Source organism: Shewanella sp. K8 (assembly GCF_028823715.1).
In the GTDB taxonomy this organism is placed as follows: Bacteria; Pseudomonadota; Gammaproteobacteria; order Enterobacterales; family Shewanellaceae; genus Shewanella; species Shewanella algae.
The window spans coordinates 44,645-59,180 of record NZ_JAPEHY010000021.1 but is presented as its reverse complement, the minus strand read 5'-3'; the positions used below and the strand labels follow the sequence as shown (position 1 = coordinate 59,180).

Annotated in this window: 10 protein-coding genes; 7 read left to right on the top strand and 3 right to left on the bottom strand. The window is 56.1% G+C overall.

The features are described from left to right. Nucleotides 1-121: 121 nt before the first annotated feature. The 4 genes from phsA to ON072_RS12610 all read left to right on the top strand — a co-directional run bounded on the left by phsA (nucleotide 122) and on the right by ON072_RS12610 (nucleotide 5,276). Nucleotides 122-2,401 (top strand): thiosulfate reductase PhsA, encoded by a 2,280-nt coding sequence (phsA, locus tag ON072_RS12625; RefSeq protein WP_261752681.1) that lies wholly within the window; start codon nucleotides 122-124, stop codon nucleotides 2,399-2,401. A gap of 12 nt (nucleotides 2,402-2,413) precedes the next feature. Further along, a complete protein-coding gene (locus ON072_RS12620) occupies nucleotides 2,414-2,986 on the top strand; it encodes a 4Fe-4S dicluster domain-containing protein (protein ID WP_025010195.1) in 573 nt (190 codons plus the stop codon). Continuing rightward, a complete protein-coding gene (nrfD, locus tag ON072_RS12615) occupies nucleotides 2,983-3,927 on the top strand; it encodes an NrfD/PsrC family molybdoenzyme membrane anchor subunit (RefSeq protein WP_044735268.1) in 945 nt (314 codons plus the stop codon). Before ON072_RS12620 ends, nrfD begins: the two co-directional genes overlap by 4 nt. Before the next feature lie 155 nt (nucleotides 3,928-4,082). Continuing rightward, a complete protein-coding gene (locus ON072_RS12610; RefSeq protein ID WP_107005170.1) occupies nucleotides 4,083-5,276 on the top strand; it encodes a conjugal transfer protein TraF in 1,194 nt (397 codons plus the stop codon). Nucleotides 5,277-5,278: 2 nt separating this feature from the next. Here ON072_RS12610 and ON072_RS12605 read toward each other — a convergent pair whose 3' ends face one another. Continuing rightward, entirely contained in the window at nucleotides 5,279-6,022 is a 744-nt protein-coding gene (locus ON072_RS12605; protein WP_025010192.1) for a sulfite exporter TauE/SafE family protein, read from the bottom strand. 77 nt (nucleotides 6,023-6,099) lie between these two features. Then, nucleotides 6,100-6,414, bottom strand: a complete 315-nt coding sequence (gene metJ, locus ON072_RS12600) for a met regulon transcriptional regulator MetJ (RefSeq protein ID WP_025889629.1) — start codon at nucleotides 6,412-6,414, stop codon at nucleotides 6,100-6,102. 215 nt (nucleotides 6,415-6,629) lie between these two features. Between metJ and metB the strand changes: the two genes are divergently transcribed. The 3 genes from metB to metF all read left to right on the top strand — a co-directional run bounded on the left by metB (nucleotide 6,630) and on the right by metF (nucleotide 12,487). Beyond that, nucleotides 6,630-7,790: a cystathionine gamma-synthase gene (gene metB / locus ON072_RS12595; RefSeq protein WP_071238695.1), complete on the top strand. Its 1,161-nt coding sequence runs from the start codon at nucleotides 6,630-6,632 to the stop codon at nucleotides 7,788-7,790. Between the two features lie 16 nt (nucleotides 7,791-7,806). Continuing rightward, nucleotides 7,807-10,200, top strand: coding sequence for a bifunctional aspartate kinase/homoserine dehydrogenase II (locus ON072_RS12590; RefSeq protein ID WP_251101242.1), 2,394 nt, complete (start codon nucleotides 7,807-7,809; stop codon nucleotides 10,198-10,200). Between the two features lie 1,396 nt (nucleotides 10,201-11,596). Further along, the gene (gene metF, locus ON072_RS12585) at nucleotides 11,597-12,487 is read left to right on the top strand and encodes a methylenetetrahydrofolate reductase (protein ID WP_025887953.1); all 891 of its coding nucleotides are present in this window, start codon (nucleotides 11,597-11,599) and stop codon (nucleotides 12,485-12,487) included. A gap of 63 nt (nucleotides 12,488-12,550) precedes the next feature. On the opposite strand, the gene ON072_RS12580 is transcribed toward metF, so the two are convergent. Beyond that, a complete protein-coding gene (locus ON072_RS12580) occupies nucleotides 12,551-14,398 on the bottom strand; it encodes a methyl-accepting chemotaxis protein (RefSeq protein WP_144168589.1) in 1,848 nt (615 codons plus the stop codon). Nucleotides 14,399-14,536: the final 138 nt, after the last annotated feature.

The window sequence follows — 14,536 nt, the reverse complement described above, 5'->3', positions numbered from 1 at the left end:
ATACCCACAGAAATTTAATGGGTAAACAATGAGCTCAAGCCGCTGTAGTCAAGCGGAATCCAATTCAAACAATAACCTGTGTGAGCGACCTTTTCCCAAGGGGGAGAGGATGGAGGTAACCATGATAGAGCTTGATAGGCGCACCTTTCTGAAAGGGGCTGGAGCCGGAGGGGCAACCTGTGCCCTGGCCGGGGTTCTGCCCGGTTCGCTGGCGGCTTTGGGGCGTAGCCCACTGACCGGCAGTGCCACTGAAATTGCCAGTATGTGTGAGATGTGTTCAACCCGTTGCCCGATTTCGGCACGGATTGTTGATGGCAAAAACGTCTTTATCAGCGGTAACAAAGAAGCCAAATCATTCGGCGGCAAGGTCTGTGCCCGTGGTGGCGCCGGTCATAGTCTGCTGTACGATCCACAAAGGATTGTCAAACCACTCAAGCGCGTCGGTGAGCGCGGCGAAGGCAAGTGGGCCGAAATCAGCTGGCAGGAAGCCTATCAAACCATCGCCAGCAAGCTGAATCAAATCAAAGCTGAGCATGGCCCTGAAGCCGTGGCGTTTTCCTCCAAGTCAGGCTCGCTGTCCGGACACCTGTTCTATTTGGGGCAGGCTTACGGCAGCCCCAACTCCTTTACCCACAACACCACTTGCCCGGGCGGTTATGTGGTCGCCGCCAAGGCGATGTTCGGCACCAAGGTAAAGCGGGATCTCTCCAACTCCAAGTACATCATCAACTTCGGTCATAACCTCTATGAGGGGATCAATATGTCCGAGACCCGAGGTCTAATGAAGGCCCAGGCCGACAAAGGCGCCAAGTTGGTGGTGTTTGAACCCAGGTTCTCTGTGGTGGCCGACAAGGCCGATGAGTGGTATGCCATTCGTCCCGGTTCGGATGTGGCCGTGGCCCTGGCGCTGTGCCATGTGCTGATTGCCGACAACCTTTATGACAAGGCCTTTATCGAGCGCTATGTTGAAGGTTTTGAGGCCTTTGGCGCCGAGGTTAAAGCCTACACCCCTGAGTGGGCTGAGAAAATTTCCGACGTACCCGCCGCCGACATCCGCCGTATTGCTCATGAGTATGCCGCCGCTGCGCCCCATGCCGTGGTCGACTTTGGCCACAGATCTACCTTCACTCCGGAAGAGTTCGATATGCGCCGGGCGCTGTATGCCGCCAACGTGCTGATCGGCAACCTGGAGCGTAAGGGTGGTCTCTACATGGGCAAGAAGGCCGGCAGCTACAACAAGTTTGCCGGTGAGGCCGTGGCCCCTGAGCTGGGTAAGCCGGGCGTCAAACTGCCCAAGCCGCAAGCCAAACGCATCGACCAGATGGATGAACAGTTTGCCATGGCCTGGTCCGGCGGTGGTATCTATCAGTCAATCATAGATGCGACTCTGGAAGCCAAGCCTTACCAACTGCGGGCCTGGGTCATGAGCCGCACCAACCCCATGCAGACCATGACCGACCGCGCCAAGGTGGTTGAGAGCCTGAAGAAGATGGAGTTTGTGGTTTCCTGTGATGTTTATATAAGTGAAACCGCCGCCTGGGCCGACATCATACTGCCCGAGTGCACTTACCTGGAACGGGATGAAGAGGTGGCCGACAAGTCCGGCAAGAACCCGGCCTACTACCTGCGTCAGCAAGTGGTGGATGTGATTGGCGATGCCAAGCCTTCCTGGCAAATTTTCCGTGAACTGGGCATAGAGATGGGCCTGGAGCAGTACTATCCCTGGGAAAACATGGAAACCCTGCAATTCCTGCAGGTGAATAAAGACGCCAAGCTGCTGCAGCACATCAAGGACAAGGGCTTTGTCAGCTACGGCAAGCCGCTGATGCTGCGCGAACCCAAGATGGTGGCCGATTTTGTCGCCGCCTACCCCAACGCCAGAACCGTGGATGAAGACGGTACTTACGGCAGCGCGCTCAAGTTCAAGACCCCCAGCGGCAAGATTGAACTGACCTCCGCCAAGGTGGAAGACATGGCGCCTGGACGCGGCACTATCGCCTATCGCGAAGTGACCCTGAAACAGCCGGACGAGCTCTACTTTATTCAGGGCAAAGTGGCGGTGCATACCAATGGCGCGACCCACAATGTGCCTATGCTGGCCAACCTGATGTCCGACAACGCCGTCTGGATCCACCCGGACACCGCCGCCAAGCATGGCATTGAGAATGGGGATGCCATTCGCCTCACTTCCAGTGTCGGCAGTGAAGAGGGCCATGCGCTGGTGACCAAGGGCATACGTCCCGACACTGTTTTCGCCTACATGGGCTTTGGCTCCAAGAACAAGGAGCTGGCACGGGCGACCGGCAAGGGCGTGCACTGCGGCAACCTGCTGCCCAACGTGACTGCACCTGTGTGCGGTATGAACGTACACACCACAGGTGTGAAGCTGGAAAAGGCATAAGGGGAGGCGAAGATGACTAAAAGATATGTGATGGTGCACGACGAGAATAAGTGCATCGGCTGTCAGGCCTGTAACGTCGCCTGCCGCAGCGAAAACGGTGTACCTGAGAGCGTAACTCGCCTGCAGGTACGGGTAGAAGGTCCATTCGGGGATGCGCCGCATCTGCACTTCAAGTATCACAGGGTGTCCTGTCAGCAGTGTGAAGATGCCCCTTGCGTCAAGGTCTGCCCTACCGGAGCGGCCTATGTGGGCGAGGATGGCATAGTCTCCATCAAGGCGGAAAAGTGTGTCGGTTGTATGTACTGTGTGGCTGCTTGCCCCTACAAAGTGCGCTTTATGAACCCGGAAACCAAGGTGGCCGACAAGTGCAACTTCTGTAAGGACACCCGACTGGCGCGCGGCGAACAACCCGCTTGTGTGACTGTGTGTCCCACAGACGCCCTGGTGTTCGGTGATGCCAACGAGGCCGGCAGCGAGGTGGCGACTCTGCTCAACACCCGCGTGACTTATCAGGACAAGACCCATCTGGGAACCAAACCCAGAATCTACCGTATTCCTGTCAAGAGAGGGGGGATCCAATCATGAACAATACTTGGGGCGATATGACGCAATACGACCCTGTCACCTGGCACTGGGTCATAGCCGTTTACCTCTTCTTGGCGGGGTTGTCGGCAGGCAGTCTGCTGATTGGGATCGGGCTGCGTTGGGTGCAAAACAAGACAGAGGGTGACAGCGGCATTCTCAAGGCAGCAGCCTTGATAGCGCCAGTGGCTATCTGTCTGGGGATGTTGTGTCTGGTGTTTGACCTGACCAAGCCATTCCACTTCTGGCTGATTCTGATCAACTATAACCTGACCTCTGTCATGTCCATCGGGGTGTTGGCGCTGTTGGTTTACATTCCGCTGACCTTTGCCTATGCGCTGGTCGTGCTGAAAGATGATCTCGGCAACTGGGGCCTGGGTTTCCTCAAGGGGATTGCAGAATCACTGACTGGCCTGCGCAAGACCATGGAAGTGCTGCTGTTCGTGCTGGCGATTGTCGTGGGTGCCTATACCGGCTTCCTGATCTCTGCCATGAACGCCTACCCCATGCTGAACACTGCCGTCTTACCGGCACTGTTCCTGGTGTCCGGCTTGTCGGCCGGTGCGGCAGCCAACGCGGTAGTAGCACTGTTGCTGTTCAAGACAGACAAGCACTGCTCACAGCTGGGACGGATGCACGGTTTGGAATTGCCGGTAATGGCGGCAGAAATCCTGTTCCTGTTTATGCTGTTCTGCGCGCTCTACTTCAAGGGTGGCGCTGCTGCCGCCGCGCTGGCATCACTGACAAGCGGCGTCTGGGCCAGCGTGTTCTGGATTGGGGTTGTGGGTATAGGTTTTGGTATCCCGCTGCTTTCCATGCTGTTGCTGCCGGCGAGTACCCGTCACAGCAAGGGAGCCATGCTGGCGGTAGCCTGCTGCAGCCTGACCGGCGTGCTGGCACTTAGACACTTTATTCTCTATGCAGGTCAGAGCTATCTTGGTTAACAAGCACTTCTGAACCTGTTTGAGCCTCAGCCCGTATCATTTGGTACGGGCTTTTTTGTGTTTGATGCCATAGTTTCATCGAGATTTGGACTATCTTTAACCCATATAACTAACGTCTTGCGTCTGGTTACAGATAAAAGCAAGAGGGTGATGAGATGAAACTGAGTCTTTTGACACTGCTTACCACGGGACTTGCCAGCACATTGGCACTGGCTGGGCAGGATGTTTATGAGGCCCGCGCCGATGCCATGGGCGGCGTTGCCGTGGCGGCCGGTAATCGTGAGGCGGCGGCCTTTTCCAATCCGGCACTGCTGGCTTTGCCTTCGCGCCGCAGCAATGACTTCAGTTTACTCATTCCAACCATAGGCGCCGATGGCGCCGATAAAGATCAGATGATCGATAAGTTTGATGCCCTGCAGGATAACTATGACGCCCTGGTTAATGCCATAGACGCCGCCGACACAGCGGCTATCGATGACTACCGAAAGCGCCTCAGTGGTGACTTGAAATCGCTGCAGGGCAATAGCGCTTACGTCAGTGCCGGTATCAATATGGCTTTGGTCATGCCCTCGGATGGTTTTAATTATGCCTTTGTATTCAAGAGTTATCTCGATGCCTTGGGAATAGCCGAAATCGCCGCCGCGGATATTGATGCCCTGGACAATTTGGACCCCAATAATCCGCCGGAAATCCAAGATTTGACCTCCCAAGGGCGAGTCGTGGCCGGGGCGGTTTCCGAGCTCGGGGTTGCCGTGAGCTATTCGCTATCTATCGTCAATATGCCGGTGACAGTGGGAGTTACCCCCAAGCTGCAACGGTTGGACAGTTTTAACTATGCCGTCAGCGCCAACAACTTCGATGCCGATGACTTCAACGATGATGATTATCGAAGCGATGACACAGGCTTTAACCTGGATATCGGTCTGGCATTCCAGCCATTGGATGGTTTGGTTATCGGTGTCAGTGGTCGCAACCTCATCAAGCGGGACTTAAGCAGCATAGAGGCCGGCGGCGTGCAGCTTACCTATCAGGTGAAACCTATGGTTACCGCAGGGGTGGCCTATGACTGGGCGGCCTTTTCGCTCAGCAGCGACTTGGATCTTACCGACAACGACAAGTTTGCCGAGCTTGAGGGCAGCCGCTATTGGCGTTTAGGCGGTGAATACCGGCCTGCTGACTGGGTTGCTTTACGGCTCGGTTATCGCCAGGATCTCAATGATCACACCGCCGATCTTTATTCACTCGGGACAGGGTTCGCCATAGGCAACAGTTTCCGGCTGGATCTCACCGGCATGTTTGGCAGCGATGACGCCATAGGCGGCGTACTGCAAACCAGCTATCACTTCTAAAATTAACCGTTGATGAGCGCCAGGCTTGATTTGATGGTCAGCAACAGGGCGCTCAACGCGCACAGCGCCAGCGTCAGGACTCGGGTCTTCTCTTTATCCACCCGGCCCACCAAGCGGCCAGCCACCAGAAAACCGAGAAATACCGAAGGCAGCAGCAACAGCGAAAGCCATAGGTGCCTCAGGGTCAAGAGGCCAAAACAGCCGAGAATAATCAAGGCTATCAATGAGCTGAAGATGAAGAAGGCCGACAGCGCTGCGCGGAACTGACTGGCATCCTTACCCGCCAGCAGCAGGGCCATCGGCGGTCCGCCTATGGCGGCCACGGTACCGAAGATCCCGGAAAATATCCCGGCGATAAACAGGCTGAGGCGGTTGATCTTGATGCTGTACTTTCTAAGGCTGAGGAATACGGCTACGGCCACAATCAGGGCTATGGTCAAGCCCAGAATAGGCTGCGGCGCCAGCAACAGCAGGGTGGCGCCAATCAGGCCGCCGGGGAGCCTCCCCAACAAGGCATATTGCAGGCCGTTGAATTCCAGGTGGCCACGCTCGCGTACCAGTGTCAGCAGGGCGATGGAAAACCCCATGGCGATAACAGGGGCAGGAACCAGTTCCGGATCGACGATATACAGCAAAGGTGTGGCTACCACGGCCAAGCCAAAGCCTATCAACGACTGGGTCAGGGCGCCGGTAAATATGATCAGGGACGCCAGTAGCAGGGTGACGGGATCTATCAGTGACAACATTCGCAAGCCCCAAAAAAAGACAAGGATCGCACCGCGATCCTTGTTCAACTATAAGGTAATTCTGAGGGACAACACACTTACTCCATGTCTTCCCATTCTATGCCCATGGCATCCATCATGCGCTTGGCCTCTTCCGGGATGCTGTCGGGTTTGTCTTTGGACAAATCCCCATCGTTGGGCAGTGGCTGGCCGGTATAGGCATGCAGGAAGGCTTCGCACAGCAGTTCGCTGTTTGTGGCGTGCCGCAGGTTGTTTACCTGGCGTCGGGTGCGCTCATCGGTCAATACTTTCAGCACCTTCAACGGAATAGAGACAGTGATTTTTTTCACTTGCTCGTTCTTCTTGCCGTGTTCGGCATAAGGGCTGATGTATTCGCCATTCCATTCAGTCATTGATTCACCTGTGATCTCACTAATTCGCAGCAGATTTTAAACCCTTACAGGATACAGTCAAATGATTGCCTGCAAAATCTGTGCAATATGAACAGAAATCCATACATTTGGACGTCCAAACGTCTTGATGCCTATTGACGGCTGGATGGTCATTGGTTAGATTTAGACGTCCAGACATCTTTATGGTGTCGAACCTCAGCATTCAGGAGTCGATTATGACAGAGCGGCGATTAGCAACCACAGCGGTCCGGCAGGGCATCGAATCAGACAGCCAGCACGGGGCCGTGGTGCCACCCATCTATCTGTCGACCAACTATGCCTTTGATGGTCACACTCAGCCAAGAGCCTTTGATTACAGCCGCTCGGGTAATCCTACCCGCTCCATTCTGGGGGATGCCTTGGGGGAGCTGGAACAGGGCTGCAGTGCGGCAATCACAGCGACCGGTATGGCGGCCATTACTCTGGTGGTCAACCTGCTGGGGCCGGATGACCTCTTGTTGGTGCCCCATGACTGTTATGGCGGTAGCTATAGGCTGTTCACCAATCTGGCTGCCAAGGGCCAGTTTCGCTTGCAGGTTTTGGATCAAACCGACCCGCAAGCACTCGCCGCTGCCATGGCGCAAAAGCCGCGCATGGTGTGGCTCGAGACTCCGTCCAATCCGCTGCTGCGGGTAGTGGATATTGCCGCTATTGCCGAGGCGGCCCACCAGCAGGGCGCATTGGTGGTGGTCGACAACACTTTTTTATCGCCGGCGCTGCAACAGCCTTTACTGTTGGGGGCCGACATAGTGGTGCACTCGACCACTAAATACATCAATGGCCACAGCGATGTGGTGGGCGGCGCCGTGATTGCCAAAGATCCTGAACTGGCAGAGCAGCTGCACTGGTGGTCCAACACGCTTGGGCTGAGCGGTGGCGCCTTCGACAGCTACCTGACCCTGCGTGGCCTGCGTACTCTGGCGCTGAGGATCCGCGAGCATCAGGCCAATGCCGAGCGCATAGTGGCGCTACTGAGCCAGAGTCCCGTGGTAGACAAAGTTTACTATCCGGGGCTTAAGAGCCACCCAGGTCATGAAATTGCCGCCAGGCAGCAGAGTGGCTTTGGCGCTATGCTGAGTTTTGAACTCAAGGGTGATGAGGCGCAGGTGGTTGCCTTCCTTGGCGCGCTCAGGTTGTTTTCCGTGGCCGAGAGCCTGGGAGGGGTTGAGAGCCTGGTGGCCGTGCCCGCCACCATGACCCACAGAGCCATGGCGTGTGATGCTCGCGCCGAAGCCGGCATTAAAGACACGCTTATCCGCTTGTCTGTGGGCATAGAAGATGGCCGGGATCTGCTGGATGATATCGCCGCCGGATTGGCTGCAGCCGCAAACTGTTGAATTGAAGGAGCTTGAGATGGCACGTTGTCACCTACATAAGTTTGGCGGTTCCAGTCTCGCCGATGCCGATTGCTACCGACGGGTCGCCCATATTTTGCTGACCCATGGTCATGCAGATGATCTTGTAGTGGTTTCCGCCGCCGGCAAGAGTACCAATTTTCTCTATAAACTGCTGAACCTGAAGGAATCCGGCGCTCTGTGGCAGGAAGAGCTGCAGGTGCTTGTCGGTTATCAGCAGAATCTGATTGAACAGCTGCTGGGCAATGAACAGGCGCGTCAACTGCGGGAGCGTCTGTCTACAGATAAGGCGCAACTGGCCAGTTTGTTGTCCTTGCCTGAACTCAGCGAATACCAATGCAATCAGGTGGTGGGTTTCGGTGAACGCTGGTCGGCCAGACTGATGGCGGCGCTACTGCGGGAGTCCGGTGTCGCCGCTTCCCATGTGGATGCCCGCAGTTTGTTGATTGCCGATGAGGGCGCAGTCCCCAGGATTCGCCTCGATGAGTCCCGTGAAAGGGTGCAGCGGCTGCTGGCCGAGCATCCCGATGAGCGCCTGGTGATCACCGGCTTTATCTGCGCCAATAGCCAAGGCGAAACTCTGTTGCTCGGTCGCAACGGCTCCGACTTCAGTGCCACCCTGATAGCCAGCCTGGCCGATATCGACAGGGTGACTATCTGGACAGATGTTGAAGGGGTGTTCAATGCCGATCCCAACAAGATTGCCGATGCTAGGCTACTGAGCAGTATGTCGCTGGCTGAGGCCGACCGCCTGGCGCGGCTCGGCTCCCCGGTACTGCATTGCCGTACCCTGCAGCCGCTGTTTGATACCGAGGTTAGCCTGGCGGTGCGTTCGAGCTACGCCTCGCATACCGACTTTACCCTTATAGCCCCCAAGAGTGATGCTGCAAGCGCCCCTGTGGTGACCAATCTCAATCAGGTGTCCCTCTTGAGCCTGGAGTTCAATGGCACCCAGGCTCAGACGCTTGATGCGCTCAATGAGGCGGGTTTGACCCCGCTGGCCTGCTGGTCTCAGGGGCAACACAAACTTGAGCTGGCCTATACTCCCGAATTATCCCGCCAAGTCTGGCAGCTACTGGAAGCGCAGACATCCGAGCTCAAAATTCAAAGCATTACCGAGGACAGAGAGCTTGGGCTGGTGGCCCTGGTAAGCAGTGGCGCCGGCAGTTATCGCCGCAGCTTTGCCCGCTTGCTGAGCCGTGAAGCGCGGCCTCTGTATCAGGACCAACTCAGCCTGGTCACCCTGGTGCCCAAATCGCAGGTGAACCTGCTGACCCAGAAGGTGCACAGGCGCTGCGCCGGCCCCCGCAAACGCATAGGCGTTATTCTGCTGGGGGTGGGTAACATAGGCGAAGCCTGGGTGGAGTTGTTCGGCCGAGCCCGCGACGGCCTCAAACGTGAGCTGGAGGCCAGTGTTGAACTCCTGGGCTTGGCGAGTTCGAGCCGTGCCTGGATCTGCAATGAAGGGATCTTTGGAGATGACTGGCAGGCAAGGTTTGAAGCCGAAGCCACCCCTTGGCAGTATGAACATCTGTTCGAACAGCTTGCGTTGCTGCAAGCCGATGAACTGGTGGCGCTGGATATCAGTGCCAGCGCCGGACTGACACTACAGTATCCTGAGTTTTTTGCCCGTGGCATTCATATGGTCAGTGCCAACAAGTTGGCCGGCTCCGGGCCATTGCCTTTCTACCGCGAGCTGAAACAGCAGTTGGGTAACCGCCGACTGTTCTGGCGTTACAACGCCAGTTGCGGCGCCGGGCTGCCGGTGCAGCACGCGCTCAATGATTTGCACAACAGCGGCGACAGGGTAGAGGCTGTCGGCGGTATCTTCTCCGGCACGCTCTGCTGGCTGTTTGAGCATTTCGATGGCATCAAACCTTTCTCCGAGCTGGTGTTGCAGGCCAAAGAGCTGGGGATCACTGAGCCGGATCCCAGGGACGATCTTTCCGGGCGTGACATGCAGCGCAAGCTGTTGATTTTGGCCCGTGAAATAGGTCTGGAACTGGAGCTTGAAGATATTCGCTTAAGCTCTCTGGTGCCTGAGGCGCTGGCCGACATTCCGCTGGATGAGTTTTTGCAGCGGATCCCCGAATTGGATACCGCTCTCGCGCAGCAGTTTGCTGCCGCGGCCGAGCAAAACAAGGTGCTGCGCTATGTGGCTTCATTGGAGCAGCAAGATGGCCAGGTTAACGCCGAAGTCTCTCTGCAATGGGTAGAGCGTCAACATCCATACGCCAACCTGACCCCGGGAGATAATGTGTTTGTCATCCGCTCGGCCTTCTACCAGGGTAATCCGCTGATCATTCGCGGCCCAGGTGCCGGCAGGGAAGTGACTGCCGCGGCAGTACAGTCGGATCTGGTGCAGATCTGTCGCGATCTGCTGCAGGAGTAGGGTTGGCATTAGCGTCATATTTGAAGCCGGTTGCCTCTTGGCTAGGAAAAGCCTGTGTGAGAGGCCGTTCTCGGACGTGCTGTCCTTCATGGTATTCGGGCTTCCAGCCTATCCGTACCGCGGGTGACGGGCTTGCGGTTTAGCAGGAAGCTGAGATCAAGTTTATTGGTGAGCTTTGGCTTAAAGCCATGCTAGCCGCTGTGCCAGCGGCCTAAAGTCGTGGAGCTTCGCCCCACACCCGAGGAAAGGGGGCTGTATCGACTCGCCCCCTTTCCAAACCCCCAGCGACCCGCGACGCAGCGGAAAACCCCTTGTGCTTATGATGCCAATTCGCTATCGCGCCAGACGCTCAGAGTCACATCCATGTGACTCTTACCCAGCTCAACATCCTGTCTCGCGCTCGTGAGCTCGTCGCTAAGCGACACTCGCCCCTGATTCGACTGAGCTGCGTCAGCATCTGCCGGACAGGAGTCCCAATGCCGTGAAGGGCAGGACGCCCGTGAACGGCCATGCCTCGCTACGCGATGGTCATCAACGCCCTGCGGCCGCTTCGAGCGGGATTCGGTGTAATTCTGTGAAAATGGAGTAGCTTGAAATATTTGAGCGATTTGCAGACATACGCCTATTTTCCAGGCACTGGCGGAACTGTGACCGTCGAAAACAGGGACGTTTTCGTCGAGGCTACAAGGACGTATTCACGCCGTGTCACAGGATCGACTGTGCATAAGCCTGCGGCAGGCAATGAGTAACATCCGTCGCCGGAAGCTCGGCCAATACTAACTTAGATACTCTTAGCTGGAAGCTATGATAGCCGCTGTGCCAGCGGCCTAAAGTCGTGGAGCTTCGCCCCACACCCGACCAAGCGGGGATCAACAGCAATCCCCTCTTGGATCTCCCTTGCCGCCCCACACGGTGTCGAAAGCCCCTCGGCCTAATGGCGCAAATAACTAGCGCTTCAGACGCTCAGAGTCACATCCATGTGACTCTTATCCAGCTCAACATCCTGTCTCGCGCTCGTGAGCTCGTCGCTAGGCGACACTCGCCCCTGATTCGACTGTCGCTGCTTCGGCATCCATGCCTCAGCCACGTTATTTGCGCCAACGGCTTTCGGCGACACCGAGGGGGAATAGGTGCAACTCTGTTAGTCCTGAGCAGCTTGAAATATATGAGCGATTTGCAGACATACGCCTATTTTCCAGGCACAGGATCACTTGTGCGAGAGCTCTCCCCAGGTGTAAAGCCGAGGCTTTGCAGAAACACTCATTAGTGGCTTTCATACTGATTAAGATAAATACACCTTTGAAGCCATCTTTGGGCTTGACTTCAATGACAGTTTCTCTAGTATGTGGACATATAGACGTCCAAACGTCCAGATAGACAGTTGAGGGAATTTTCAATGGCTTTTCATCACGCACAACATGCGCACTCGCTGAACCAGAGCTTGTCCGAGCTCAACGGCGACATCAATGTTTCTTTCGAGTTCTTTCCGCCCTCAACGCCTGAGATGGAAACCTTGCTGTGGAACTCAATTCAGCGCCTGGAGCCACTGAATCCCAAGTTTGTTTCTGTCACCTATGGTGCCAACTCAGGAGTGCGGGATCGCACTCACAGCGTGATCGAGAGGATCCAGCAGGAAACCGAGCTGGTGGCGGCGCCGCACCTGACGCTGGTGGATGCCAGTGATGAAGAGTTACTGGAGTTGGCGCGTCATTACTGGAACAGCGGTATTCGTAACATAGTGGCGCTTCGAGGCGATCTGCCGGAAGGCAGCCCCAAGCCGACACGTTTTGCCTCAGATTTGGTGCGTTTGCTGCGCTCGGTCGCCGACTTTGATATTTCGGTGGCTGCCTATCCTGAGGTGCACCCGGATGCGGCCAATGCCCAGGCTGACCTTATCAACCTGAAGCGCAAGATTGAGGCCGGTGCCAGCCGTGCCATCACCCAGTTTTTCTTCGATGTGGAGTCTTATCTCAGGTTCCGCGACCGTTGTGTGGCCGCCGGCATTGATGTGGAAATTGTTCCCGGGATATTGCCTGTGGGCAACTTCAACCAGCTCAAGCGTTTCGCCGCCATGACCAATGTGTCTTTGCCGGGATGGCTGCACCGCCAGTTTGAAGGTTTGGATAACGATCCCGGCACCCGGGCGTTGGTGGGCGCCAACGTGGCCATCGACATGGTCAAGGTGCTTTCCCGTGAAGGGGTGAAAGATTTCCACTTCTATACCCTGAACCGCGCCGAGCTCACCTATGCCATCTGCCATACACTGGGAGTGCGTCCAGGCAAGTAATGGCCTCTCAGTGAACCTTTGATAAAAGGAAGCCCACCAATCGGTGGGCTTGTCTTTAGTGAGTTAAACCTTGAATTGGCTGACCAACTGCTTGAGGCGTACTGACAGCTGCGCCAGCTCTTCACCGGCGACGGCTATCTGGGCGGCGCTTTCACTGCCCTGAGCCACGCCATCATTGATATTGTTGAGATTGCGATTGATCTCTGCCGAGACGGCGCACTGCTCATTGGCGGCGCTGGCTATCTGGATATTCATCTGGGTGATGGCGGAAACCGCGGCGCGGATCTCATTGAGAGCCGCATCGGCGTTTTGCACTTCGGCAACACACTTATCCATGGTTTGATTACTGCTTTGCATCACACCGACGGCTGATTGCGCCCCTTGTTGCAGGGTTTCAATCATCTGCTGAATTTCGGTTGTCGATGCCTGAGTGCGGCTCGCCAGGGTGCGTACTTCATCGGCTACCACGGCAAAGCCCCGCCCCTGCTCGCCGGCCCTGGCTGCTTCAATGGCGGCATTGAGTGCCAGCAGATTGGTCTGATCGGCAATATTGCGGATCACTTCCAACACAGAGTCTATCGCCTGACTGTCCTGCTCGAGCTTGTCGATAGCAGCCGCAGCACCGCGGATCTCTGACTCCAGCCCGGCCATCAGCTCAACCACACTGTTGACCACCTGTTTACCCGAATCTGTGGCGGCATCGGCTTGCTCTGCCGAGTCGGCGGCAACAGTGGCATTTTGGGCGACCTCCTGAACCGTGGCAGCCATCTCGTTCATGGCGGTAGCCACTTGTTCGGTTTCCCTTTGCTGCTGCTCGGCGCTGTGGCGGCTGTCGCTGGTGATGCCGGACATCTCTTCGGCCGAGGTTGCCAGTGAGTCAGTGGCTTGAGTCACCTGCTGAATAGTTTGCTGGATTTTGGCGACAAACAGATTGAATGCCCGCGCCAGATCGGCAATTTCATCCTTGCTGCTCACTTCGATACGCTTGGTCAGGTCGCCTTCCCCTTGAGCGATATCTTCCATGGCGCTGGTAGTTTGCGCGATAGGGCGGGTGATGCTGCGGGCAATAAAGAAGGCGATAACGGCGCCCGCCAACAGCGCTATGGCACCAATGGCCACCAACTTGAGTTTGATATACCAGAGGCTGGCTTCCGAGTGGCTGCGATCCATGGCGATCGCCAGTACGCCAATGGGATTATCGGAAAAGTCAGTCACCTGATGCAGGTAGAGGACATGACTATTGTTATTCAGACTTATCAGAGACTTGTCAGCTTTTCCCTGTTGTACTTTCTGCAGCAGCGCCGTGTCTTTGAAAGCCGCGGTTTCAAAGGTTCCGCCAAAACGGCGGTAACCGCTGCTGTCAGGTGTCAGCAGGGCAATTTCGGCCTGGTAATTCTGTTTGAAGGCATCGAAGAAAGGCTGGCCAAATGACATGCCAAACTCAACCGAACCTGTGTGTTGTCCCTGATAAGTCATTGGCGCCAGGCCACGGATCCCGAGGCCGGCCACACCCTTCTCGAGCCCCATTATCGGCTGCTTGCTGTTATTGGTTTGCACTACGGTTTGGCGAAACCCAGAGAGATCGTCACCGAACTTTTCCGGCTTATGTACCCTGAGGAAGGAGATGGCCGGTGGCAGATGGAACTGAAACTGCTGCACGGCAAAATCCCGCTTCAACGGGACAAACAGTTGTTGGCTGCGGTTGTTGAGTGAATCCCTGTCGCCGAAGGCGAATTCCTGTTGCATTTCCGGGGTATTGGCCACCACTGTGGCCAACGCCTCGGCCAATTTGCCTGAAGAGTCAATTTCAGCAATCGCAGTTTGATACAGCTTATGCAGTTCACGCTGCTCGGCATTGTCAATTTGGCCGGAAAATTCCGACAGTACCAAGGGCATGATAAAGCTCATCATGGCGATAAGCACGGCGCAGATCCCCAGCACGATTCGAGTGCCGATTTTCAAATGTGAGAACAAGTTAGCCTCCAGGCATGGGAGTGATTAAAACGAGGGCGCAGGATCTCAATAGCCTTGTAATAGCCACCGACCTTG